Here is a 22,550-nt window from a genome sequence, read left to right on the forward strand (position 1 = left end):
CCCGGTGCTTCAGACGTTGAAGTACCAGCGGATCGAATGGAAGAAGATCGGCGCCGCGAAGCACAGCGCATCGACGCGGTCGAGCAGGCCGTTGGCGCCGGTCACGCCCACGCCCTTCTGGCCCCAGTTCGGAATGCCGCGGTCGCGCTTGAGTGCCTTCATCACGAGGTGGCCCATCGAGCCCGCGACGCAGGCAATGATCGACACCGCGAGCGCCTGCCCGAACTTGAACGGCGTGATGAACGAGAACAGCGCGCCCACCAGGCTGGCCACGACGATGCCGACGCCCCAGCTGGTCCAGTTGAAGCTGCGGCTCACGTTCGGCGCGAACGGCGTGCGCTGCATGCGCCGCGAGATCAGGTGCTGCACCAGCACCGAGGTCTGCACCACGAACACCAGGAAGAACACGAGGAAGGCGCTCTTGCCTTCGTAGCCGGGGAAGGTCAGCAGCAGCAGCGCGGGCACGTGGCTCATGCCGTAGACGCAGACCATGATGCCCCACTGCAGCTTGGCGTTGCGCTCGAGGAAGTGGCTGGGGTCGTTGGCCAGCGCGCTCGCCACCGGAATGGCGAGGAACACGTAGACCGGGATGAACACCGTGAACAGGTCGAAGCGCGCCGTGGCCACCAGCCAGAACTGGATCGGCAGCACCACGAAGAACGCGAGGATCAGGCTGCGGTGGTCGCCGCGCCGCGTCGGCGAGAGCGTGATGAACTCGCGCAGCGCAAAGAACGCGATCAGCGCGAACAGCACGGTGGCCACCGTTTCGCCCAGCGCCCAGCCGATCCAGAACACGATCACCATGAACCAGGTGGTGCCCAGCAGCGCGCGGAAATGCGCCAGCTCGGCCTGCCACGACTCGTCGTGCACCGGGTTGCGCCGCTCCTTGAAGCTCAGGAAGAAGACGGCGGTGCTCACGATGAAGAGCAGGCCGAAGACGATCAGGAAAAGGGCCGCGACCTGCTGGGTCGGGCTGAGGCTGCGCAGGAACTGGTTCATACCTTCAGACGTCGCGCAATGCGATCACGGCGGCACGCGCACGGTCGAGGAAAGGCCGGCGCTCTTCGCCTGCTTCGACGCGGATCGGCGCGCCGAAGGTGACGGAGCACAGGATGGGCACGGGCACGATCTCGCCCTTGGGCATGACGCGCTGCACGTTGTCGATCCAGGCCGGCACGAGCACCACGTCGGGGAACATCGTCGCCAGCGCGTACAGGCCCGACTTGAATTTCTGCGGCTCGCCGGTGTGGCCGCGCGTGCCCTCGGGGAAGATGATGATCGAGTCGCCGCTGCGCAGGGCGTCGATGAGCGGCGCGAGTGGATCGGCGGCGGGCGGCTCGGGCGCGGCGGCTGGCGCTTCGGGTTCGATGACCGGCGGCGGTGCGACCGGTGGTGGGGGCGGAGGGGGAGCGGGAAGGTCGAGCTGTCCCTGAATCTCCTGCGGACCTTCGGCAGCCGATGCGTGAGACACCGTTTCGATCGGCAGCAGCGGCTCCATCGACGGCTCGATGCGCTCGGCCGGGGCGATGGGCGCCGCGGGCGGCGGTGCCTGAGGCGGTGTTTCCGGCGGCGGCGCAACCGGTGCAGCTCCCGTGGCCGCCCGCTCCACATACACCGCGTTGAACACCTCCGTCGTGATCCAGCGCTTGACCGGCGTGTTGGCCCAGTAGTCGCGCGCCGCAATGGGCCGCGTGATGCTGCGCAGCTCTTCGGGCAGCGCGGCCCAGATCATCACGAGGTCCGCGTGGCTCTGGTGATTCGCGAAGTAGATGCGCTGCTCGGCTTTCGGCGGACAGCCGTACCAGCGCGCCTGCGCGCCGGTGAGCAATCGGACGATTCCCAGCAGCAACCAACCTGTGAGCTTTGCCAGCATATGGAGGCGATGATACGGGCCATGCGATGGCGATTCGATCTTCTTTCCCTGGCGTGGGCGGTGGCCCTCTTTGTGTTGCTCGTGCTGCTGGCCACCGTCGGCGCGCGCTGGGGCTGGGTGCGAAGCTTCTTCGGCGACGTGCTCGCCGTGGCGTGGGTGTACGTGGTGTTCAAGACCTTCGTCGCCGCGCGCGTGCTGCCGCTCGCGCTGGCGGCCTTCGGCGTGGGGCTGCTGGTGGAACTGGGGCAGTTCCTTGCGTCGACCTGGCACCTGCACATTCCGAACCGCGCGCTGCGCATCGTGCTCGGCGCCACCGCCGACTGGTGGGACGTGCTGGCCTACGCGATCGGCTTCGTCGCCGTGCTGGCGGTGGAAGGCGCGGTGCGCAAGTTCAGGGCAGGTCGACCGCCGGCATCCGCGCCACGATCGTCGATGCCCGTCCGTTGATGTACGAGGAGTTGGGCCGCCGCTCGAAGAACTTCGGGCTCGGCAGCATCACGGCCAGGCGCGCGGCCTCGTATGAAGTCAAGCGTGCGGCCGGCTTCCTGAAGTAGTACTGCGCGGCGGCCTCGGCGCCGAACACGCCTTCGCCCCATTCGACGTTGTTCAGGTAGATCTCGAGGATGCGCCGCTTGTCGAGCAGCACCTCGAGCAGCGTGGCGAGCACCAGCTCCTGGCCCTTGCGCAGCATGGTGCGTTCGCCCGACAGCAGCAGGTTCTTCGCGAGCTGCTGCGTGATGGTGGAGCCGCCGCGCAGCGGGGCCGGCTGCACCGGCTTGCCGCGAGCCGCCGCGCGCGCCATGCGCTTGGCGGCCAGCTGTTCGGCGCGGGCGTTGCGCTGGCGCGCACGCTCGATGGCTTCCCACTCGACGCCGTTGTGGTCGACGAAGCCGGCGTCTTCGCTGGCGATCACGGCGCGCTTGAGGGTGTCGTTGATCTGCGTGTAGGGCACCCAGTCCTGGCGCCATCCGCCTTCGCGGCCCTGCGAGAGGGCGACGCGCCAGGCTTCGGAGCGCTGGAAGGCCGTGCTCTGCGGATCGATCACCGCCATGGCCGCGATGCGCACCACGAAGAACAGTTCGAGCGCCAGGCCCGCCACCACGAGGCAGGCGATCAGGCGCAGCAGGCCCTTCATGCGCCGGCGGCGAGCGAGGCGCGCAGCTCGGCCAGCACCTGGGCCGACGGCGGGCGCACGCCGCGCCAGAATTCGAAGGCTTCGGCGGCCTGTTCCACCAGCATGCCGAGGCCGTCGCGCGCGACCGCGCCGTGCGCTTCGGCCCAGGCCATGAAGCCTGCGGCGGCGGGGCCGTACATCATGTCGACGGCCAGTGCGCCGGGGCGCAGCACCTGCGCGCGCACGGGCACCGCCTCGCCCGCGAGGCTGGAGGCGGTGGCGTTGACCACCACGTCGAAGTCGCCCGGCACCTCGTCGAGCGCCCAGGCCTCGAGCGTGGCGCCGTGGCGTAGCGCGAGCGCGGCGTGGCGCTGCACCAGCGCGATGGCCTTGTCGAGCGTGCGGTTGGCCACCACGACGTGCGCGGCGCCCGCGTCGAGCAGCGGCCCGAGCACGCCCGCCGCCGCGCCGCCGGCGCCGATCAGCAGCAGCGACCGGCCCGCCAGCGGCACGCCGGCGTTGCGCACGATGTCGTTGACCAGGCCGATGCCGTCGGTGTTGTCGGCGTGGATGCTGCCGTCGGCCTCGAAGCGCAGCGTGTTCACGGCCTGCGCCAGCGTGGCGCGCTCGCTGGTGTGCTGCGCGAGCGCAGCGGCGTCGAACTTGAAGGGCACGGTGACGTTGCAGCCGCGTGCGGTGTCGCCCTGCGCGGCCGCTTCGCTGCGGAAGGCGGCGAGGCCTTCGGCGAAGGCGCCGATCGGCACCAGGCGCCGGCCGTAGGCCATGGGCTGGCCGCAGAGTTCGGCAAAGCGCGCGTGGATGCGGGGCGAGCGGCTGTGCTCGACGGGGTTGCCCATGACGCAGTACTGATCCATGGCCGATGCTCCGTGTTCTGCTGGGGTGCTGTTGCTATTGAGACGACAGCTCGATGGTCTCGTCGCGCGTGAACTTGAAGCGCGACTGCAGCACGATCTGGTCGGTCTGCTTGCGCATGGCGTCGGTGAACTTGCCGAAGTTGCCGACACTGCGCACGATGGCCTGGGCACGGCGGTCGAGCGTGGTGTTGCCCGAGCTCTCGTCGACCACGGCGTCGAGCACGCGCCCGTCGTGGTTGATGGTGACCGTCATCTTGAGTTCGCCGTAGAGCTTCTTGCCGGCTGCGGTCGGAAAGTTCTCGGTGCCCTTGACCTCGATGCGCCGGCGCAGCGTGTCGACATACAGCGCGTAGGCCGCCTCGCGCGTGGCCGGGCTCAGGTAGCGTTTCTTGGGGCGCGCGTTTTCCTCGTTCACGCGGCGCTCGATCTCGGCGAGCAGCGCGACCATCTGGCGGCGCTTTTCCTCGCGCGCGGCGGCCTCGGTCGGGTCGCCGGCCTGGCGCGGATCGGGCACGGGCATGGCGGCCAGCTCGCGCTTGAGCTGCGCCAGCATCTGCATCTGCTGGGCCTGCATGGCCTCGACCTGGCGGCGCGATTCCTCGAACGAGTCGCCCATGGTGGTGAAGCTCGACGGCGGCAGCGGGCTGGTGGCGCGGCCCTTGTCGAGGTCGCCGCCGCCCGCGAGCGTGGTCTGCGCCATCACGCGGGCCGCGGGGTCGGGCTTGTCGTTGGTCTTGCTGTTGACCAGGATCACCTCGAGCGGGGTTTCGCTGAAGACCCGGTTGAACGATTCGGGATCGACGAAGCGCACCGCGAGCAACGCGGCATGCGCGATGACCGACACGCCCAGAGCGATCTGCAGCGTGCTGAGGTCCTTGAGATTCATTCTCGAAACTCCTCCAGGGGGCGCGTGTCTCCGGTCGTTCGACCGGGGGTCATGCAGGCGTGGTCGTCGTCGGGTCGGGTGCGGCCTCGGTGTCGCTCAGGTCGACCGCGATGGCGATCGGGCCGGCGACTTCTTCTTCGTCGTCCTCGCCGCCGTCAGCGGCTGCGGCATCGGCCTGCGGCACGTCGAAGCGTTCGAGCACGGTGCCGCTCACGTCGAGCGCGATCTCGTCGATCTCGCCGAGCTTCACGCGCACGCGCGCGCCGCGCTCCTGCTGGCCGGCCACCGGGAACACCAGCGGCAGCGTGTCGGCACGCACCAGCGCGCCGTTGGGAATGTCCTTGATGACCGTGGCCTCGAGCTCGGTGATGCCCTGCTGCTGCAGGTACTTCAGCGTCCAGAAGCGCTCCATGCCGCCCTGGTAGGCGTTGTACGTGGCGTAGGCCGCATCGAAGCCCGACAGGATCGAGAACAGGTCGGCGTCTTTCGGCTTGAACGGCGCGGCCAGTGCGGCGGTCTTGCCGTGGCGGGCGGCCGCGATGATCTGCCACTGGTTCACGAGGTCGGTGTAGCGGCGCAGCGGCGAGGTGCTCCAAGCGTAGCTCTTCACGCCCAGGCCCGCATGCGGCAGCGCGCGCGTGCCCATGCGCACCTTGATGCCGGGCGCCAGGCTGGCCTGGCTGCGGTACAGGCCCGGCACGCCGAGCTCGCCGAGCCAGCCGCCCCAGCTGCTGTTGGCCAGGATCATGGCCTCGGACACGATCAGGTCGAGCGGCGCGCCGCGCTGGCGCGTGGTGATCTGCACCTGCTCGTTGCCGGTGGGCTCGGTGCCGTCGTTGCCGACGAGGCGGAAGTTGTAGTCGGGCCGGCTGAAGTTCTCGGGCTTGCCGCGCACCACTTCGCGCTGTGCCTTCAGGTGCTTGGCCAGGCGGAACAGGAAGGACAGCGGCGCGCGCAGCTTCGCGGCGGCGTCGGGGGTGTTGTCGGAGTTGAAGGTGGCGTCTTCGAGCCAGGGCTGCGTGACGACGGCGTCGAGCTGGTCGTGGCGCAGGTTGGCGACGATCGGCACGCGTTCGAGCTTGGTCTCGGTGGCCTGCAACTCCAGCGTGGCTTCGTCGAAGCGCGCATAGAGCGACACGGCCGGACGGTCGCCGCCTTCGAGCAGCGTGTAGGTGTCGACCACCTCGTCGGGCAGCATGGTGATCTTGTAGCCCGGCATGTACACGGTGGACATGCGCGCACGCGCCACGGCGTCGATGGCGCTGCCCGGCGTGAGCGCCAGGCCCGGCGCGGCGATGTGGATGCCGACCGTGATGGTGCCGCTGCCCATGCCCTGCACGGACAGCGCGTCGTCGATTTCGGTGGTCTGCGAGTCGTCGATCGAGAAGGCCCGCACGCCTTCGGCCAGCGGCAGGTCGTCGGCGACGGCCGGCGCCGCCAGCGCGGGAAAGCCGGTGCCCTTGGGGAAGTTCTCGAACAGGAAGCGCCGCCAGTGGAACTGGTAGGGCGAATCGATGGCGCCGGCACGCTCCAGCAGGTCGAGCGGCGGGCGCTGCGTGGCGCGCGCGGCGTCGACCACGGCCTTGTACTCGGGCGCGTTCTTGTCGGGCTTGAACAGGATCTTGTAGAGCTGCTCACGGATCGGCGGCGGGCACACGCCCTCGGCCAGTTGCCCCGCCCATTCGACGATCTGCGCCTGGATGGCCTTCTTCTTCTCGATGGCGGCCAGCGCCTGCTGCACGATCTCGGCCGGCGCCTTCTTGAAGCGCCCCTTGCCCGCGCGGCGGAAGTAGTGCGGCGCCTCGAACAGCGCGAACAGCGCGGCGGCCTGCTGCGCCAGCGAGGGCTTGTCGCTGAAATAGTCGGCCGCCAGGTCGGCAAAGCCGAACTCGCCTTCGGCTGCGAATTCCCAGGCGAGGTCGAGGTCCATGGCGGCGGCGAGCGTGCGCGCCTCGGCGATCAGCTCGGCCGGGGACGGTTTCTCGAAACGCAGAACGATGTTGGCGCCCTTGACCTTGACGCGCTTGCCGGTCTCGAGCTCGACCTGTGCCGAGGCTTCGGCTTCCGACAGGATGCGGCCGCCGAGGTATTTGCCGGCTTCTTCAAACAATACAAACATCCGGCGATTCTCCCACGCGGGATCGGGCGCGCTTCCGGGCCCGGGGCGAACGCTAGACGGGGTTGATGAAGGCCATCACGTCGTCGAGGTGCGCTTTTTCGAAATCGGACAGCGCATGGTCGCCGCCCTCGAGCAGCTTGATGCGGCTGTCGGGGTAGCGCGCCGACATCTCGTGCCAGTCGAGCGCCTCGTCGCCCTTGGCGATGATCGCGAACAGGCGCTCCGGCCGCGTGAGCGCGCCGATTTCCATGGCGCGCAACTCCTGGATGAATTCGGGCTGGAAATAGAAGTGTTCGGCCGGATCGTGCCAGGCGGTCTGGCTGCCGATGTAGCGCGTGAGGTCGCGCGCCGGGTGCACCGCGGGGTTGAGCAGCACGGCGCGGCAGCGGGTCATGCCAGCGACGTAGGTGGCGTAGAAACCGCCCAGCGACGAACCGATCACCGCCATCGACTTGCGCGGCCAGTGCGCGATGCCCTTCATCACCATGTCGATCGCATCGTGCGGCGACGGCGGCAGCTGCGGGCACCACCACTCCAGGTTCGGGTGCTCGCGCGCCACGTGCTTCGCCACCAGCCGCGCCTTGGTCGAGCGGGGCGACGAACGGAAGCCGTGCAGATACAACAGATGGGTGGTTTGCGGTTCCATGGGAGGAGGTGACTGGGGGTGCGCTGGTCGCGCCCCGTGGCCGGATTCAGACAATTTTGCATGAGGTCCGCACCGCTCACGGCGCGGTGACCCCACAAATCCCTGCGAATCGGCCCATGAGAAGGCCGCGAGGGCGTGGCTGGAATTCGAAAGTATTCACGGTGCGGCCGCGCAGGGGGCGGCGGTGCGGCGCAAGGGCGGAAAGAAGAGACAAGTTTCGTGACGCATCTGGCAGGGGGCATCCCATGAACGAGGGAGGCAGGCCCCACGTGGCGGTGGGTGCCCAGGCTTATGCTTCATCCCATGAATACCGAGGTACAGGATGACGGGATGCCACGCCGCTGGGGCGTGCTCGTGGTCGAGGATGACAGCCGCGCACGCGCCTTCTTCGAGGCCAGCGTGCAGCGCAGCCCGCGCCTGTTCTGGCTCGGCAGCGCCGGCACGGTGCAGGAAGCGCGCACCTGGCTGGCCGCGACTGCGACCATCCCCGACGTGCTGCTGGTCGACCTCGGCATGCCCGACGGCACCGGGCTCGACGTGATCCGCGATGCCGTCGCGCGCTTTCCCGGCTGCGAGCCGCTGGTGGTGTCGGTCTTCGGCGACGAGGAGAACGTGCTGGCCAGCATCGAGGCCGGCGCCGTCGGCTACATCCACAAGGACGCCGCACCGGAAGACATCGCGCAGACCATCGTCGAGATGAAGGCCGGCGCTTCGCCGATCTCGCCCATGATCGCGCGCCGCGTGCTCGCCAAGTACCGCAGCCTGCAGGCGGCCGTGCCGGGCACCACTGGCGCGGCGCCGGCGGAGACGGCGCTCGACGAGGCCGACCGCGGCCTGCTCTCGGCGCGCGAGCACGAGGTGCTGACGCTGATCGCGCGCGGCTTCTCGTACGCCGAGATCGCGCGCCTCAAGGGCCTGAGCGTGCACACGGTGCAGACCCACATCAAGAACCTCTACGGCAAGCTCGCGGTGCATTCCAAGAGCGAAGCGGTGTTCGAGGCCACGCGCCTCGGCCTGCTGTCCCACCCGGGCTGAGGGCGGATGCTGCGGCGGCTGGCGTTCCTGTGCCTCCTCGGGCTGGCGGCGCTGTTCGCCGCGGGGCGCGCGGCCGCAGTGGAGGCACAGGGGCCGATCGAGCTGCGCCACGCCAGGGTGACCACCACCATCGACGGTGTCGTGCAGACCGAAGCGGTCGACCTGTCCTACCACTGGGACCGCCGGCACCGCGGCCGCACCGGCTTCGCGAGCTTCGAGCTGCCGTTCCGGGTCGAGACCCTGCCCGAGGTGCCCTGGGGCGTCTTCATTCCCCGCGCTGGCAGCGTCTTCGAAGTGCAGCTCAACGGCGCGCTGCTGCAGTCCTACGGTGACCTCGGCCAGGGCAACCGCGCCGACTACGCCAAGGCCCCCGTCTACGTGCCGGTGCCCGGACGGCTGCTGAAAGAGGGCGAGAACCTGCTGCAGATCCGCATCCGCGCCGACAGCGAACGGCGCGCCGGCCTGTCGCGCGTCACCATCGGGCCGGCGACGCCGGTGCGCACCGCGTTGTTCGAAGGCGCCTACGCCTGGCGCTTCACGGGGTCGGTGCTGCTGACGGCGTTCAGCCTGATCGTCGGCAGCATCGCGCTGGCGCTGTGGTTCACCCAGGTCGACACCGGCGCGACCGGCCGCCGCCAGCGCGACGCCCTCTATTTCTGGGCCGCGGTCGCCGAGTTCTGCTGGGCGCTGCGGGTGGCCGACGCCATGATTCCCGAGCCGCCGCTGCCGTGGCAGCTGTGGGGCGTGCTGATGGCCGGCTGCTACGCGGGCTGGGCCGCCTCCGCCATGATGTTCTGCTACCACCTCGCCGACTGGGCCCAGAGCCCGCGCACGCGCTGGGTGCGCTGGCCGACGGCGGCCGTGGTGGCCGGCACCGTGGTGTTCACCTGGCTGGCGCTGAACCGCGAGGAGCCGCGCTGGCTCACGGCCTGGCTGGCGGTCGAGATCACGATCGTCCTCGGCTTCGTGGCCGCCTTTGCCGTCGCCACGGTGCGCCGGCCCAGCGTCGAGCGGCTGCTGGTGGCCGGCGCCGCGCTGGTCACGGTGGCCTTCGGCGTGCGCGACTGGCTGGTGATCCGCCTGAGCGACGCCTACGGCGAAACCACCTGGGTGCGCTACACCTCGGTGCTGTTCGGCGTGGCGCTGCTGCTGATCGTGCTGCGGCGCTTCCACTTCGCGAGCGTGCAGGCGCGCGGCTGGGTCAAGACGCTGGCCGACCGGGTGGCGCAGCGCGAACGCGAACTGGCCTCCACCTACGCCGAGCTGGAGGAGGTGGCCCGCGACCAGGCGCGCACCCACGAGCGCGAGCGCATCCTGCGCGACATGCACGACGGCGTGGGCTCGCACATCAGCTCGGCGATCCGCCAGCTGCAGTCGGGCCAGACCAGCCCCGAGGAATTGCTGCGCACCCTGCGCGACTCGCTCGATCAGCTCAAGCTGTCGATCGACTCCATCCACCTGCCGCCCGGCGACATCGGCGCGCTGCTGGCGGCGCTGCGCTACCGGCTGGAGCCCCGGCTGGCGGCCGCGGACATCGCCTTCGAATGGGGCGTGGACGAACTGCCCCCGGTGACGCAGCTCGACGCCCACGCCACGCGGCAGCTGCAGTTCCTGCTGTTCGAGGCCATCTCGAACGTGCTGCAGCACGCCCATGCGAGCGCGTTGCGCATCGAGGCCGACGCGCGCGACGGCGCCGTGCGCCTGCGGGTGATCGACAACGGCGTGGGCTTCGACGCCGCCGAGGTGCCGGAGGCGCTGTCCAAGCGCGCCGCCGCCATCGGGGCCCGCCTGGCGATCGAAAGCCGACCGGGGCGCACGGTCGTTCAGCTCGTTTTCGACTGAAGGGGCGGGCGGGGCGGGGATAATCCGCCCCCATCATGTCTGCCGTGTTCAACCAGCCCTCCCTGGCGCGTCGCATTGCGCCCATCTTCCAGGGCTTCGACGGCTTCCTGGCCTTTGCCGTGATGCTGCTCGCCTTTGCCGGGCTGCTCACCATGTATTCCTCCGGCTACGACCATGGCACGCGCTTTCTCGACCATGGCCGCAACATGCTGCTGGCCGGCGGCATCATGTTCGTGGTGGCGCAGGTGCCGCCGCAGCGGCTCATGGCCTTCGCCGTGCCGCTGTATGCGGCCGGGGTGGCGCTGCTGATCGCGGTGGCGCTGTTCGGCATCACCAAGAAGGGCGCCCAGCGCTGGATCAACGTGGGCGTGGTGATCCAGCCCAGCGAAATCCTCAAGATCGCGATGCCGCTGATGCTGGCCTGGTGGTTCCAGCGCCGCGAAGGCCAGCTGCGTCCGCTCGACTTCGTGGTGGCGACGCTGCTGCTGGCGGTGCCCGTCGGGCTCATCATGAAACAGCCCGACCTGGGCACCTCGCTGCTGGTGCTGGCGGCCGGGCTGGCGGTGATCTTCTTTGCCGGGCTGCCGTGGAAGCTGATCGTGCCGCCGGTGGTGCTCGGCGCGGTGGCCATCACGCTGATCGTGGGTTTCGAGTCGCAGCTGTGCGTCGACGGCGTCGACTGGCGCGTGCTGCACGACTACCAGAAGCAGCGCGTGTGCACGCTGCTCGACCCCAGCAAGGACCCGCTGGGCAAGGGCTTCCACATCATCCAGGGGATGATCGCCATCGGCTCGGGCGGCGTGGGCGGCAAGGGCTTCATGCAGGGCACGCAGACGCACCTCGAATTCATTCCCGAGCGCACCACCGACTTCATCTTCGCGGCGTACTCCGAGGAATTCGGCCTGATCGGCAACCTGGCGCTGATCGCGGCCTTCATCCTGCTGATCTTCCGCGGGCTGACCATCGCGCTGAACGCGCCCACGCTGTTCTCGCGCCTGCTGGCCGGGGCGGTGACCATGATCTTCTTCACCTACGCCTTCGTGAACATGGGCATGGTCAGCGGCATCCTGCCGGTGGTGGGCGTGCCGCTGCCGTTCATCAGCTACGGCGGCACCGCCATGGTCACGCTGGGGCTGGGGCTGGGCATCCTGATGTCGATCGCGCGGGCCCGCAAACTCGCCCAGAACTAGAGTCCCCCGGGGCGGCACGGACGGGGGCGGCTGCCTAGAATGGCAGCCATGATCTCCCGCGAACCCACCATCGAGCGCCTCGCCACGGCGCAACAGCTCCTGCTCACGCCGTTCGGCCTGGACGAATCGCACCTGAGCAAGGCCCTGGCCGAGATCACCGCGCACCGCGTGGACGATGCCGACCTGTACTTCCAGTACACCCGCAGCGAGGGCTGGAGCCTCGAGGAAGGCATCGTCAAGACCGGCAGCTTCAGCATCGACCAGGGCGTCGGCGTGCGTGCCGTGAGCGGTGAGAAAACCGCCTTTGCCTATTCGGACGACATCTCCGAGGCCTCGCTGCTCGACGCGGCGCGCACGGTCCGCTCCATTTCCTCCGCCGGGCGCACGGCGCGCGTGAAGACCGTGCCGCGCAAGATCGCTTCCAGCCGCTCGCTCTACGGCGGCATCGACCCCATCGCCACGCTCGACAGCACGGCCAAGGTGAAGCTGCTCGAGAAGGTCGAGCAGCTCGCCCGCTCGCGCGACCCGCGCGTGGCGCAGGTCATGGCCGGCCTGGCCAGCGAGTACGACGTGGTGATGGTGGCGCGCGCCGACGGCACGCTGGCGGCCGACGTGCGGCCGCTGGTGCGGCTGTCGGTCACCGTGATCGCCGAGCAGAACGGGCGCCGCGAGGTCGGCTCGGGCGGCGGCGGCGGGCGTTTCGGCCTGGCCTACTTCACCGACGCGCAGATCGCCGAGTACGTCGACCACGCCGTGAAGGCCGCGCTGACCAACCTCGACGCCCGCCCGGCCCCGGCCGGCGAGATGACCGTGGTGCTCGGCTCGGGCTGGCCGGGCATCCTGCTGCACGAAGCCATCGGCCACGGCCTGGAGGGCGACTTCAACCGCAAGGGCTCGAGCGCGTTCTCGGGCCGCATCGGCCAGCGCGTGGCGGCCAAGGGCGTCACGGTGCTCGACGACGGCACCATCGCCGACCGCCGCGGCTCGCTCAACGTGGACGACGAAGGCCACGCCAGCCAGCGCAACGTGCTGATCGAGGACGGCATCCTCAAGGGCTACATCCAGGACTCGATGAACGCCCGCCTCATGAAGGTCAAGCCCACGGGCAACGGCCGCCGCGAGAGCTACGCCCACGTGCCGATGCCGCGCATGACCAACACCTACATGCTCGGCGGCGACAAGGACCCGCAGGAAATCGTCGCCAGCATCAAGAAGGGCCTGTACGCCACCAACTTCGGCGGTGGGCAGGTCGACATCACGAGCGGCAAGTTCGTGTTCTCCGCCAGCGAGGCCTTCTGGGTCGAGAACGGCAAGATCCAGTACCCGGTGAAGGGCGCGACCATCGTGGGCAACGGCCCCGACGCGCTCACCCGCGTGACCATGATCGGCAATGACATGGCGCTCGATTCGGGCGTCGGCACCTGCGGCAAAGAGGGCCAGAGCGTGCCCGTGGGCGTTGGCCAGCCGACCCTTCGCATCGACGGCCTGACGGTAGGTGGAACGGCTTAGGACTTTCGGCACTTGCCGGCGGTTTCATTCGGTTGCTAAGCTGCGCTCCTTTTTTGCGAACGACGCATCAAGGAGCATTTCAATGGGGAACAGGATCAATTCGCCCGCCGTGCTGTGGGCCGTGACCGCCGTGGTCGCGCTGGCCACAGCCGGTTGCGCATCGCGCGGTGGTTCGGGCAGCCAGCCCGCCGCCGCACCGGCACCCGCCCCGGCCGCCGCCGCGCCCGCGGCGCCCAGCGGTTCGAAGGCCGGCATGGACGCACGCGGCAACGTGGTGGATTCTTCCAAGGTCGAGGCCGGCAGCGGCCGCACGGTCAAGGGCCTGAACGGTTTCGAAGGCGAGATCACCGGCAACCCGGCGCGCAACAGCAAGTTCACGCGCCTGCAGATCGGCATGAGCACCAAGCAGGTCACCGACCTCGCCGGCCAGCCCACCGACCAGGGTGCGTACATCACCGGCAAGGCCTGGATTCCGTTCTATTTCGGCAGCGATCGCCACCGCTTCGAGATGACCTACAAGGGCCAGGGCCGCCTGATCTTCGCGGGCGGCGGCATGGGCGATTTCAGCAGCGGCAACCTGATCTGGATCATTCACAACGCCAACGAATCGGGCTACAGGTAAAAACAACACCGACCCGGCCGCCTGGCCGGTTTTTTGTTTTCCGTGCTACATTCCGCCCACATGTCCGCCCTCCGCGCTTACTTTTTTGCCTACTTTTGGTTCCCGGTTTCCGGCGGACGAGAGGCGAGCGCGTAAAGCAAACGAACACCCTCCCAGAACCGCCGGTGGCTTCCAGCCCCCGGCGGTTTTTTTATGCCCTGACGATTTTTCATTCACACCAACAAGGAAGAGAACCATGAGCACGAACACCCCTCCCGCCGGCGACAGCTGGTATGCGAGCGTCGAAAAAACCAGCAAGACCGACGACGAACGCATCAAGGACATCAACGTGCTCCCCCCTCCCGAACATCTGATCCGCTTCTTCCCGATCCGCGGCACGCCGATCGAAACGCTGATCACCGGCACCCGCCGCGGCATCCACAACATCATGGCCGGCAAGGACGACCGGCTGCTGGTGATCATGGGCCCGTGTTCGATCCACGACCCGGCCGCGGCCCTCGAGTACGCCCGCCGCCTCAAGGCCGAGCGCGACAAGTACGCCGGCACGCTGGAGATCGTGATGCGCGTGTACTTCGAGAAGCCGCGCACCACGGTCGGCTGGAAGGGGCTCATCAACGACCCGTACCTGGACGAGAGCTACCGCATTGACGAAGGCCTGCGCATCGCGCGCCAGCTGCTGATCGACATCAACCGCCTGGGCCTGCCGGCGGGCAGCGAGTTCCTCGACGTGATCTCGCCGCAGTACATCGGCGACCTGATCGCCTGGGGCGCCATCGGCGCGCGCACCACCGAAAGCCAGGTGCACCGCGAGCTGGCCTCGGGCCTGTCGGCGCCCATCGGCTTCAAGAACGGCACCGACGGCAACATCCGCATCGCCACCGACGCCATCCAGGCGGCGGCGCGCGGCCACCACTTCCTGTCGGTGCACAAGAACGGCCAGGTCGCGATCGTGCAGACCAACGGCAACCGCGACTGCCACGTGATCCTGCGCGGCGGCAAGACGCCGAACTACGACGCCGCCAGCGTCGAAGCGGCCTGCAAGGACCTCGAAGCCGCCAAGCTGCCGCCCACGCTCATGGTCGACTGCAGCCACGCCAACAGCTCCAAGCAGCACCAGAAGCAGATCGACGTCGCGAAGGACGTCGCCGGCCAGATCGCCGGCGGTTCGAAGCGCGTGTTCGGCGTGATGATCGAAAGCCACCTGCAGGCGGGCGCCCAGAAGTTCACGCCGGGCAAGGACCATTTGTCGGGCCTCGAGTACGGCAAGAGCATCACCGACGCCTGCATCGGCTGGGACGATTCGGTGCAGGTGCTCGAGACGCTGTCTCAAGCCGTCAAGCAGCGCCGGGGCTGAAGCGCTATTAGTTAGAGCATGCTGGCCAGGTCGGGCCAGTGGTGCCGCATCGACGCCGCCTCGTCGCTGCCGGGCGGCACCAGCGAGAAGTCCGCGAAGTCGAAGCCCGGCCCGACCATGCAGGCGACCAGCGTGTAGTCGCCCGCCGCGTGGCCCTGGATCGGGCGCGCGGCCTGCCACTGGCCGGCGGGCACCACGTGCTGCGGCCGGGTGCCGTGCACATCGACCGGGCCCAGCTTCACGTGGGCCGGTGCGGTCCGCATCGCGGCGTCGCAGGTCCACAGCGCCAGCGGCACGCCTTCCAGGTGCACCCAGACTTCGTCGGACAGCACCCGGTGCCAGCGCGAATGCTGGTGGGCTTCGAGCAGGAAATAGATGCTGGTCAGCGCGCTGCGGGGCGCGCGGCCGTCGGCGGGCGTCACGCTCGTGGCCGACCGGAACACCTCGGCATACCAGCCGCCCTCGGGGTGGGGCTGGAGCTTCAGGGTGTCGATCAGCTCACGCGCGCGCATGCCGTTCATGATCCGTGGGCGGCGCGCAGGGCGTCCAGCAGTTTCTCGTGCACGCCGCCGAAGCCGCCGTTGCTCATGCAGACGATGTGATCGCCGGGCCGCGCGGCGGCCACCACCTGCTGCACCAGCGGCTCGATGGCGCCGGCGACCTGGGCGCGTGCGCCCATCGGTGCCAGCGCGGCGGCCGCGTCCCAGTCGAGGCCGGCCGTGTGGCAGAACGACAGGTCGGCCGATTCCAGGCTCCACGGCAGCTGCGCGGCCATCACGCCCAGCTTCATCGTGTTGCTGCGCGGTTCGAAGGCCGCGAGGATGCGCTCACTTTGCTTGCCGGCGTCGTCGAGCTTCTTGCGCAGGCCGTCGAGCGTGGTGCGGATCGCGGTGGGGTGGTGGGCGAAATCGTCGTAGACGGTGATCGCGCCGCCTTGGCCCTCAACCGTGCCGCGCAGTTCCATGCGCCGGCGCACGTTGCGAAAGCGCCCGAGTGCGCGGGCCGCATCGGCCGGCGGCACGCCCACATGGTCGGCTGCCGCCATGGCGGCCAGCGCGTTCATCTGGTTGTGCAGGCCCGAGAGTTCCCACTCGACCCGGCCGACCACCTCCCCGCGGTGCAGTACGTCGAAGGCGTCGTGCGTGCCGCGCGCCTGCCATTCCGTGGCCGGACCGCCGTCGCCGAAGCGGGCGAGTTCGCTCCAGCAGCCCTGGGCCAGCACGCGCTGCAGGCTCTCTTCGGTGGCGTTCACCACCAGGCGCCCGGTGCTGGGCACGGTGCGCACGAGGTGATGGAACTGGCGCTCGATGGCGGCCAGATCGTCGAAGATGTCGGCGTGATCGAACTCCAGGTTGTTCAGCACCGCGGTGCGCGGCCGGTAGTGAACGAACTTGCTGCGCTTGTCGAAGAAGGCGGTGTCGTACTCGTCGGCCTCGATCACGAAGGCCGGGCCGTCGCCGAGCCGGGCCGAGACGCCGAAGTCCAGCGGCACGCCGCCGACCAGGAAGCCGGGCGCCTTGCCGCCCTGTTCGAGCACCCAGGCCAACATCGAGGTGGTGGTCGTCTTGCCGTGCGTGCCGGCCACGGCCAGCACATGGCGGCCCTGCAGCACGTGTTCGGCCAGCCACTGCGGGCCGCTGGTGTACGGCTTGCCAGCGTCCAGGATGGCTTCCATCAGCGGGAACTTGGGGCTGCCGTCGGGCAGCCGGGCCCGCGAGACGACGTTGCCGACCACGAACATGTCGGGGGCGAGGGCCAGCTGGTCGGCGCCGAAGCCTTCGATGAGGTCGATGCCGAGCGCGCGCAGCTGGTCGCTCATCGGGGGGTACACGCCGGCGTCGCAGCCCGTGACCCGGTGGCCTGCTTCGCGTGCGAGGGCGGCCACACCACCCATGAACGTGCCGCAGATACCCAGAATATGAATGTGCATCGGCCAATTCTAGGGAGGCGCTGCGGGTGCCCCGGCCGCTTCGCCCCGGGCGCCGTACTGATGTTCATGTGAGGGACGCTCGCAGCGGGCAAAATGCCCCGATGGACACGTCCAAGCGTGAGATCGCCGCCGTTGCCGCCCGACTCGTCGTCGAGGAGGGGCTCGAGTACGGCCCGGCCAAGCGCCGGGCACTGCGTGAACTCGGCCTCCCGACGCGCACCGCGCTGCCCAACAACGACGAGGTCGAGGCCGAGGTGCGCGACTACATCGCGGTCTTCTGCGCCGACACCCAGCCCCAGGAACTGCACGCGCTGCGCCTGCTCGCGCTCGAGTGGATGGAGCGCATGGCCGTGTTCCGGCCGCATGTGGGCGGCGCCGTCTGGCACGGTACGGCCACACGTTTGTCAGACATTTATATTCAATTGTTCTGCGATGATTCCAAGTCGGCCGAAATCGCCCTGATCGATCACCACGTGGACTACGAGCCGCGCATGGTGACCGGCTTCCATGGCGAGCAGGTCGAAGCCCTCAGCGTCCACGCGCCGAGCCGGGCGCTGGGCGAGGAAATCGGGGTGCACCTGCTGGTGTACGACCTCGACGACCTGCGCGGCGCCCTCAAGCCCGACGCCCAGGGGCGCGCGCCGCGCGGCGACCTGAACGCGCTGCGCCGACGCATTGAACAAGAAAAGGACCAGTAATGACTTCAACGCCCACACGACGCGGCATGCTGTATGCCGGCGTGGCGGCAGTCGCTGCCGCGGCCGGCATTGCCGGCGCCTGGTGGCGGGAGCGCAATGACAGCGGCGTCGCGGCCACCGGCGGCGAAAAGCTCGATGCGGCCATGTTCTGGGACCAGCGCTTCGAGCGCCCCGAGGGTGGCGAGCTGGCTCTGTCGAGTCTGCGCGGCAAGCCTGTGCTGCTCAACTTCTGGGCCACGTGGTGCCCGCCCTGTGTCGAAGAAATGCCGATGATCGACGCCTTTTTCCGCGAACACGGCGCCAACGGCTGGCAAGTGGTGGGATTGGCCATCGATCAGCCCAGTGCGGTGCGCAAGTTCCTGCAGCGCACGCCGGTCACCTACCCGACCGCGTTGGCCGGTTTGCAAGGCATGGAACTGGTGAAGAATCTGGGCAACACGGGGGGCGGCCTGCCGTTTACCCTGGTGCTCCATGCCGACGGTTCGGTGCTGGCTCGTAAAATGGGCAAGCTTGAAACGACCGACCTGGACGCTTGGCGACGCCAACTTGTTCACGGTTAGAATTTAAATACACAAGCTGGCGTTAGACGCCAAACGCCGAAAATCGACGGTTTTCGGTCAAGTTCTTTCCTAAAGACCGGCAAAGCTGGCACTGGAGTTCCATGGATCTGCGCAAACTCAAGACACTGATCGATCTGGTGTCCGAATCGAATATTTCCGAACTGGAAATCACCGAGACCGAAGGCAAGGTCCGCATCGTCAAGGGTGGCGGTGCCGCCCCCGTGCAGTACGTGCAGACCCTGGCCGCCGCGCCCGCCGTGGCAGCGCCCGCCGTGGCCGGTGCTGCCGCCCCGGCCGCCGCTGCCCCTGCGGTTGAAGCCGCACCGAGCGGCCATGCCGTGAAGTCGCCGATGGTCGGCACCTTCTACCGTTCGTCCAGCCCGGGCGCCGCGGCTTTCGTCGAAGTCGGCAGCAAGGTGAACGAGGGCGACACGCTCTGCATCATCGAGGCGATGAAGATCCTCAACGAAATCGAGGCCGACAAGGCCGGTACGGTCACGCAGATCCTCGGCGAAAACGGCCAGGCGGTCGAATACGGCCAGCCGCTGTTCATCATCGAGTAAGCATGTTCAAGAAGATTCTGGTTGCAAACCGGGGGGAGATCGCCCTTCGGATCCAGCGCGCTTGCAGCGAAATGGGCATCAAGGCCGTGATGGTCTATTCCGAAGCCGATCGCGAAGCCAAGTACGTCAAGCTGGCGCAGGAAGCCGTGTGCATCGGCCCGGCGCCTTCGGGGCTGAGCTACCTCAACATGCCGGCCATCATCTCGGCCGCCGAGGTGACCGACGCCGAAGCCATCCACCCCGGCTACGGTTTCCTGAGCGAGAACGCCAATTTCGCCGAACGCGTGGAGCAAAGCGGCTTCCAGTTCATCGGCCCGACGCCCGACAACATCCGCACGATGGGTGACAAGGTCTCGGCCAAGCAGGCCATGATCAAGGCCGGCGTGCCCTGCGTGCCCGGCTCGGAAGGCGAACTCTCGGACGACGCCGCCACCAACAAGCGCATCGCCCGCGCGATCGGCTACCCGGTCATCATCAAGGCGGCAGGCGGCGGCGGTGGCCGCGGCATGCGCGTGGTGCACACCGAGGCGGCGCTGGTCAACGCGATCCAGATGACCAAGGCGGAAGCCGCCGCGGCCTTCAACAATCCGGCCGTGTACATGGAGAAGTTTCTCCAGAACCCGCGCCACATCGAAATCCAGATCCTCGCGGACAAGCACAAGAACGCGGTCTACCTGGGCGAGCGCGACTGCTCCATGCAGCGCCGCCACCAGAAGGTGATCGAGGAATCGCCGGCCCCCGGCATTCCGCGCAAGCTGATCGAGAAGATCGGCGAGCGCTGCGCCACTGCCTGCAAGAAGATCGGCTACCGCGGCGCCGGCACCTTCGAGTTCCTGTACGAGAACGGCGAGTTCTACTTCATCGAGATGAACACGCGCGTGCAGGTGGAGCATCCGGTCACGGAGTTCACCACCGGCATCGACATCGTGAAGACGCAGATCATGGTCGCCGCCGGCGAGAAGCTGCCGTTCACGCAGCGCCAGATCGAGATGCGCGGCCACGCCATCGAGGTGCGCATCAACGCCGAAGACCCGTGGAAGTTCACGCCGTCGCCGGGCCGCATCACCATGTGGCACCCGCCGGGCGGCCCGGGCGTGCGCGTCGACTCGCACGTGTACACCAACTACTTCGTGCCCCCGAACTACGACTCGATGATCGGCAAGATCATCGTGTACGGCGACACCCGCGAACAGGCCATGGCGCGCATGCGCACGGCCCTGAACGAGACGGTGATCGAAGGCATCCAGACCAACATGCCGCTGCACCGCGAGCTGATGGTCGACGCCAAGTTCATGAGCGGCGGCACCAACATCCACTACCTGGAAGAGTGGCTCGCGGCGCACAAGCGCTGAGTCCACGCGCAACGCCCTGTATGTTTGAACTCCGCCTCATGGCGCCGGAAGACCGGGTCGAAATGCTCGGCGATGCGCTCGACGCACTCGATGCGCTGAGCGTGTCGGTCGAAGATGCCGATGCGCAGACCGATGCCGAGCAGGCCCTGTTCGGCGAGCCCGGCATGCCGCCGCCCAAGGAGGGCTGGCAGCGTTCGCGCGTGATCGCGCTGTTCCCCGACGAAGCCGCCGCCCACGAGGCGGCCTCGGTGCTCGCGCTGCAGGACTTCTTTGAAGGCTGCGCGGTGCTCGGCGTGGCGCCGGTGCCCGACCAGGACTGGGTGCGGCTCACGCAATCGCAGTTCGCGCCGGTCGAGATCACGCCCGAGTTCTGGATCGTGCCCACGTGGCACGAGCCGCCGGCGCAAGCGAAGCAGGTGATCCGGCTCGACCCGGGCCTGGCCTTCGGCACCGGCACGCACCCGACCACGCGCATGTGCCTGCGCTGGATCGCGACGCAAGGAGAGGGCGCCTTTGCCGACCAGCGCGTGCTCGACTACGGCTGCGGCTCCGGCATCCTGGCCATCGGCGCGGCCAAGTTCGGTGCGCGCAACATTGACGCCGTCGACATCGACGAAGCCGCGGTCTCCTCGACCCGGCTCAACGCCGAAGCCAACGGCGTGCAGCTGAACGCCGGCCTGCCCGAAGCGGCCAAGGGTGAGTACCAGACGGTGCTCGCCAACATCCTCGCGACGCCGCTCAAGGTGCTGGCGCCGCTGCTGCGCAGCCACGTGGCCGCCGGCGGCTCGCTGGTGCTGGCCGGCATCCTCGAGCGCCAGGCCGACGAGCTCAAGGCGGCCTATGCGCCGTACGCCGCGCTCGAAGTCAGCGACACCGAGGACGGCTGGATCCTCATGACCGCACGCTGCTGAAGCGCGCGTCCGGGCGCTCGCACCGCGGGCGCCCCGGGCACCTGCCTGCACGGCGGGGGGCCAACCCTACAATCGCCCGGTCATGAGCCTCGTCACGCGTTGCCCCGCCTGCACCACCACCTTCAAGGTGGTGCGCGACCAGCTTCGCATCTCGGACGGCTGGGTGCGCTGCGGCCGCTGCAGCCATGTGTTCGATGCCACGCTCGACCTGCAGGAGGCGCCCGACGGTGCGGTGTCCGCGCCTGCCGCGCCGTCACCCGCGCCCACGCCGTCACCTTCGCCGATGTCTTCGATGGCCGCACTGGTGGCGTCTTTCGAGGACGCGCGCATCGACCTGGCGGCCGCACGGCCGGCGGTCGAGGAGGCCGACTTTCTCGACGACGAGTCCGAGCCGCAGGCGCCACCGCCTGCCCCTCAAGACGAAGCTGGACTGTCGACCGCTGCCACCAACGTCGCGCCGGCTGCGTCCCCGCTGCCTTTCGAGCTGACGCTGCCCGCACACGGCCTCGCCGCGGACGAGCCCTGGTCCGACCTCGACGCCACCGAACCCGCATGGCGTCCGCCCGCGAGTTCGCTGCCGCCGTTTCCGAACATCGACCTGAACCTCGGCGCACCGCCGCCCGCATCACCGCCGCCTGCGCCGCCCTTGCCTGACCTGCCACGCAGTTCAGCGCTGCGCGGGCTGGTTGCAGCGACCGGTGAGAACGACGACGGCGCGGCCGCGGAGCGCGAGCAGGAAGAGAAGGACCACGACCAGCTCCTGATCCAGAAGGCGCTGCGCCGTGCGCGCGCCAAGTCGGCCAAGATCGCGAACGCCAAGGCGCGTGACGCGCAGCACGAAGAGGCTGCCGCGCCGCTGCCGGGCCCTGGCATCCGTGCCGAAGGCGAGCCGGACTTCTCGCTTTCCGCGACCTTCGAGGCGCCTGAAGACCATCCCTTCGCCGAGGAAGACGAGCCGGCCGAAAAGGCCGTCGGCTTCTGGCAACGCGAGGGCGTGCGGCGCCTGCTGGTGGTGCTGGCCGTGCTCGCGGCGTTGGCCCTCATCGTGCAGATCGTTCGCCATGAGCGCGACGGCATCGTGGCGCGCCAGCCGAACCTGCGGCCCGCCCTGTCGGCGCTGTGTCAGTACACCGGCTGCGAGCTCGCGGCGCTGCGCCAGATCGGCGACATCGTGATCGAGGGCGCGGCCTTCGCGCGCGAGAAGAGCGGCGGCAACGACTACCGCTTGAGCTTCACCTTGCGCAATGCGGCGACCGTGCCGCTCGCGATGCCGGCCATCGAGCTGTCGCTGCTCGACACGCAGGAACAAGCCGTCGTGCGGCGCGTGCTGACGCCCAACGACTACGGCGCGCCGGGCGTGCTGGCGGCGCGTGCCGACCGCGCGGCCTCGTTGCCGCTGACCCTGTCGGCCAGCGAGGCGGCGGCACTGCCGCCGATCGCGGGCTACCGCGTCGAAGCTTTCTATCCCTGA

General features: G+C 68.8%; 22 protein-coding genes. 13 read left to right on the forward strand and 9 right to left on the reverse strand.

The window, feature by feature from the left end:
- Window positions 1-9: 9 nt before the first annotated feature.
- Window positions 10-999: a phosphatidate cytidylyltransferase gene (locus AC07YS_RS27045; protein WP_095948182.1), complete on the reverse strand. Its 990-nt coding sequence runs from the start codon at window positions 997-999 to the stop codon at window positions 10-12.
- A gap of 4 nt (window positions 1,000-1,003) precedes the next feature.
- On the reverse strand, window positions 1,004-1,873 hold the full coding sequence (locus tag AC07YS_RS27050; protein ID WP_495272329.1) for a lysophospholipid acyltransferase family protein: 870 nt from the start codon (window positions 1,871-1,873) through the stop codon (window positions 1,004-1,006).
- Between the two features lie 9 nt (window positions 1,874-1,882).
- Here AC07YS_RS27050 and AC07YS_RS27055 point away from each other — a divergent pair, with 9 nt between their 5' ends.
- Entirely contained in the window at window positions 1,883-2,320 is a 438-nt protein-coding gene (locus AC07YS_RS27055; RefSeq protein WP_062474284.1) for a ribosomal maturation YjgA family protein, read from the forward strand.
- On the opposite strand, the gene mtgA is transcribed toward AC07YS_RS27055, so the two are convergent.
- The 5 genes from mtgA to AC07YS_RS27080 are packed head-to-tail and all read right to left on the reverse strand — an operon-like array spanning window position 2,265 to window position 7,513.
- Window positions 2,265-3,008, reverse strand: a complete 744-nt coding sequence (gene mtgA, locus AC07YS_RS27060) for a monofunctional biosynthetic peptidoglycan transglycosylase (RefSeq protein WP_495270306.1) — start codon at window positions 3,006-3,008, stop codon at window positions 2,265-2,267. The two genes, AC07YS_RS27055 and mtgA, sit on opposite strands and share 56 nt — an antisense overlap.
- The gene (aroE, locus tag AC07YS_RS27065; RefSeq protein WP_495270307.1) at window positions 3,005-3,862 is read right to left on the reverse strand and encodes a shikimate dehydrogenase; all 858 of its coding nucleotides are present in this window, start codon (window positions 3,860-3,862) and stop codon (window positions 3,005-3,007) included. Before aroE ends, mtgA begins: the two co-directional genes overlap by 4 nt.
- 34 nt (window positions 3,863-3,896) lie before the next feature.
- Window positions 3,897-4,748 carry an energy transducer TonB gene (locus AC07YS_RS27070; protein ID WP_447741130.1) on the reverse strand — a complete coding sequence of 284 codons (852 nt, stop codon included), beginning with the start codon at window positions 4,746-4,748 and terminating at the stop codon, window positions 3,897-3,899.
- A 49-nt stretch (window positions 4,749-4,797) separates the two neighbouring features.
- Window positions 4,798-6,867, reverse strand: coding sequence for a ribonuclease catalytic domain-containing protein (locus AC07YS_RS27075; protein ID WP_495270308.1), 2,070 nt, complete (start codon window positions 6,865-6,867; stop codon window positions 4,798-4,800).
- A 52-nt stretch (window positions 6,868-6,919) separates the two neighbouring features.
- Complete coding sequence (locus AC07YS_RS27080; protein ID WP_095743618.1) at window positions 6,920-7,513, reverse strand: YqiA/YcfP family alpha/beta fold hydrolase; 594 nt, start codon at window positions 7,511-7,513, stop codon at window positions 6,920-6,922.
- A gap of 291 nt (window positions 7,514-7,804) precedes the next feature.
- Between AC07YS_RS27080 and AC07YS_RS27085 the strand changes: the two genes are divergently transcribed.
- The 6 genes from AC07YS_RS27085 to AC07YS_RS27110 all read left to right on the forward strand — a co-directional run bounded on the left by AC07YS_RS27085 (window position 7,805) and on the right by AC07YS_RS27110 (window position 15,065).
- Window positions 7,805-8,548 (forward strand): response regulator, encoded by a 744-nt coding sequence (locus AC07YS_RS27085; protein WP_062481220.1) that lies wholly within the window; start codon window positions 7,805-7,807, stop codon window positions 8,546-8,548.
- A gap of 6 nt (window positions 8,549-8,554) precedes the next feature.
- Window positions 8,555-10,390, forward strand: a complete 1,836-nt coding sequence (locus AC07YS_RS27090) for a sensor histidine kinase (protein WP_495270309.1) — start codon at window positions 8,555-8,557, stop codon at window positions 10,388-10,390.
- A 35-nt stretch (window positions 10,391-10,425) separates the two neighbouring features.
- Complete coding sequence (gene rodA / locus AC07YS_RS27095) at window positions 10,426-11,580, forward strand: rod shape-determining protein RodA (RefSeq protein WP_062481224.1); 1,155 nt, start codon at window positions 10,426-10,428, stop codon at window positions 11,578-11,580.
- 48 nt (window positions 11,581-11,628) lie between these two features.
- Window positions 11,629-13,089 (forward strand): metalloprotease TldD, encoded by a 1,461-nt coding sequence (gene tldD / locus AC07YS_RS27100; RefSeq protein WP_095743620.1) that lies wholly within the window; start codon window positions 11,629-11,631, stop codon window positions 13,087-13,089.
- Window positions 13,090-13,171: 82 nt separating this feature from the next.
- Window positions 13,172-13,711 (forward strand): hypothetical protein, encoded by a 540-nt coding sequence (locus AC07YS_RS27105; protein ID WP_159278550.1) that lies wholly within the window; start codon window positions 13,172-13,174, stop codon window positions 13,709-13,711.
- A gap of 235 nt (window positions 13,712-13,946) precedes the next feature.
- Window positions 13,947-15,065, forward strand: coding sequence for a 3-deoxy-7-phosphoheptulonate synthase (locus tag AC07YS_RS27110; protein ID WP_495269559.1), 1,119 nt, complete (start codon window positions 13,947-13,949; stop codon window positions 15,063-15,065).
- An 11-nt stretch (window positions 15,066-15,076) separates the two neighbouring features.
- Here the strand turns inward: AC07YS_RS27110 and AC07YS_RS27115 are convergent, their stop codons facing one another.
- Together AC07YS_RS27115 and mpl are read right to left on the reverse strand one after the other, a co-directional pair.
- Window positions 15,077-15,586, reverse strand: a complete 510-nt coding sequence (locus AC07YS_RS27115) for a cupin domain-containing protein (protein WP_495269560.1) — start codon at window positions 15,584-15,586, stop codon at window positions 15,077-15,079.
- The gene (mpl, locus tag AC07YS_RS27120; protein WP_495269561.1) at window positions 15,583-16,995 is read right to left on the reverse strand and encodes a UDP-N-acetylmuramate:L-alanyl-gamma-D-glutamyl-meso-diaminopimelate ligase; all 1,413 of its coding nucleotides are present in this window, start codon (window positions 16,993-16,995) and stop codon (window positions 15,583-15,585) included. The genes AC07YS_RS27115 and mpl overlap by 4 nt, the downstream gene beginning before the upstream one ends.
- A gap of 101 nt (window positions 16,996-17,096) precedes the next feature.
- Here mpl and AC07YS_RS27125 point away from each other — a divergent pair, with 101 nt between their 5' ends.
- The 6 genes from AC07YS_RS27125 to AC07YS_RS27150 all read left to right on the forward strand — a co-directional run bounded on the left by AC07YS_RS27125 (window position 17,097) and on the right by AC07YS_RS27150 (window position 22,550).
- Window positions 17,097-17,693, forward strand: a complete 597-nt coding sequence (locus AC07YS_RS27125) for a hypothetical protein (RefSeq protein WP_062481235.1) — start codon at window positions 17,097-17,099, stop codon at window positions 17,691-17,693.
- Window positions 17,693-18,253 carry a TlpA family protein disulfide reductase gene (locus AC07YS_RS27130; protein ID WP_062481237.1) on the forward strand — a complete coding sequence of 187 codons (561 nt, stop codon included), beginning with the start codon at window positions 17,693-17,695 and terminating at the stop codon, window positions 18,251-18,253. Before AC07YS_RS27125 ends, AC07YS_RS27130 begins: the two co-directional genes overlap by 1 nt.
- A 101-nt stretch (window positions 18,254-18,354) precedes the next feature.
- Window positions 18,355-18,816: an acetyl-CoA carboxylase biotin carboxyl carrier protein gene (gene accB, locus AC07YS_RS27135; protein WP_070060113.1), complete on the forward strand. Its 462-nt coding sequence runs from the start codon at window positions 18,355-18,357 to the stop codon at window positions 18,814-18,816.
- Between the two features lie 2 nt (window positions 18,817-18,818).
- Window positions 18,819-20,168, forward strand: a complete 1,350-nt coding sequence (gene accC, locus AC07YS_RS27140; protein ID WP_062480332.1) for an acetyl-CoA carboxylase biotin carboxylase subunit — start codon at window positions 18,819-18,821, stop codon at window positions 20,166-20,168.
- Window positions 20,169-20,188: 20 nt separating this feature from the next.
- Window positions 20,189-21,079 carry a 50S ribosomal protein L11 methyltransferase gene (gene prmA / locus AC07YS_RS27145; protein ID WP_062480334.1) on the forward strand — a complete coding sequence of 297 codons (891 nt, stop codon included), beginning with the start codon at window positions 20,189-20,191 and terminating at the stop codon, window positions 21,077-21,079.
- An 82-nt stretch (window positions 21,080-21,161) separates the two neighbouring features.
- Window positions 21,162-22,550 (forward strand): zinc-ribbon and DUF3426 domain-containing protein, encoded by a 1,389-nt coding sequence (locus AC07YS_RS27150; protein WP_495269562.1) that lies wholly within the window; start codon window positions 21,162-21,164, stop codon window positions 22,548-22,550.

Source organism: Variovorax sp. GW458-11-26-14-LB1, from assembly GCF_059423965.1.

What these genes read in the sequence shown, in the direction of transcription:
- prmA (WP_062480334.1), top strand. Translation starts at nt 20,189, where the DNA reads ATGTTTGAACTCCGCCTCATGGCGCCGGAAGACCGGGTCGAAATGCTC.
- AC07YS_RS27070 (WP_447741130.1), bottom strand. Translation starts at nt 4,748, where the DNA reads ATGAATCTCAAGGACCTCAGCACGCTGCAGATCGCTCTGGGCGTGTCG.
- AC07YS_RS27110 (WP_495269559.1), top strand. Translation starts at nt 13,947, where the DNA reads ATGAGCACGAACACCCCTCCCGCCGGCGACAGCTGGTATGCGAGCGTC.
- AC07YS_RS27080 (WP_095743618.1), bottom strand. Translation starts at nt 7,513, where the DNA reads ATGGAACCGCAAACCACCCATCTGTTGTATCTGCACGGCTTCCGTTCG.
- AC07YS_RS27085 (WP_062481220.1), top strand. Translation starts at nt 7,805, where the DNA reads ATGCTTCATCCCATGAATACCGAGGTACAGGATGACGGGATGCCACGC.
- AC07YS_RS27125 (WP_062481235.1), top strand. Translation starts at nt 17,097, where the DNA reads ATGGACACGTCCAAGCGTGAGATCGCCGCCGTTGCCGCCCGACTCGTC.
- accC (WP_062480332.1), top strand. Translation starts at nt 18,819, where the DNA reads ATGTTCAAGAAGATTCTGGTTGCAAACCGGGGGGAGATCGCCCTTCGG.
- aroE (WP_495270307.1), bottom strand. Translation starts at nt 3,862, where the DNA reads ATGGATCAGTACTGCGTCATGGGCAACCCCGTCGAGCACAGCCGCTCG.
- accB (WP_070060113.1), top strand. Translation starts at nt 18,355, where the DNA reads ATGGATCTGCGCAAACTCAAGACACTGATCGATCTGGTGTCCGAATCG.
- AC07YS_RS27105 (WP_159278550.1), top strand. Translation starts at nt 13,172, where the DNA reads ATGGGGAACAGGATCAATTCGCCCGCCGTGCTGTGGGCCGTGACCGCC.
- tldD (WP_095743620.1), top strand. Translation starts at nt 11,629, where the DNA reads ATGATCTCCCGCGAACCCACCATCGAGCGCCTCGCCACGGCGCAACAG.
- AC07YS_RS27075 (WP_495270308.1), bottom strand. Translation starts at nt 6,867, where the DNA reads ATGTTTGTATTGTTTGAAGAAGCCGGCAAATACCTCGGCGGCCGCATC.
- AC07YS_RS27055 (WP_062474284.1), top strand. Translation starts at nt 1,883, where the DNA reads ATGATACGGGCCATGCGATGGCGATTCGATCTTCTTTCCCTGGCGTGG.
- AC07YS_RS27045 (WP_095948182.1), bottom strand. Translation starts at nt 999, where the DNA reads ATGAACCAGTTCCTGCGCAGCCTCAGCCCGACCCAGCAGGTCGCGGCC.
- AC07YS_RS27130 (WP_062481237.1), top strand. Translation starts at nt 17,693, where the DNA reads ATGACTTCAACGCCCACACGACGCGGCATGCTGTATGCCGGCGTGGCG.
- AC07YS_RS27150 (WP_495269562.1), top strand. Translation starts at nt 21,162, where the DNA reads ATGAGCCTCGTCACGCGTTGCCCCGCCTGCACCACCACCTTCAAGGTG.
- AC07YS_RS27050 (WP_495272329.1), bottom strand. Translation starts at nt 1,873, where the DNA reads ATGCTGGCAAAGCTCACAGGTTGGTTGCTGCTGGGAATCGTCCGATTG.
- AC07YS_RS27090 (WP_495270309.1), top strand. Translation starts at nt 8,555, where the DNA reads ATGCTGCGGCGGCTGGCGTTCCTGTGCCTCCTCGGGCTGGCGGCGCTG.
- AC07YS_RS27115 (WP_495269560.1), bottom strand. Translation starts at nt 15,586, where the DNA reads ATGAACGGCATGCGCGCGCGTGAGCTGATCGACACCCTGAAGCTCCAG.
- mtgA (WP_495270306.1), bottom strand. Translation starts at nt 3,008, where the DNA reads ATGAAGGGCCTGCTGCGCCTGATCGCCTGCCTCGTGGTGGCGGGCCTG.
- mpl (WP_495269561.1), bottom strand. Translation starts at nt 16,995, where the DNA reads ATGCACATTCATATTCTGGGTATCTGCGGCACGTTCATGGGTGGTGTG.
- rodA (WP_062481224.1), top strand. Translation starts at nt 10,426, where the DNA reads ATGTCTGCCGTGTTCAACCAGCCCTCCCTGGCGCGTCGCATTGCGCCC.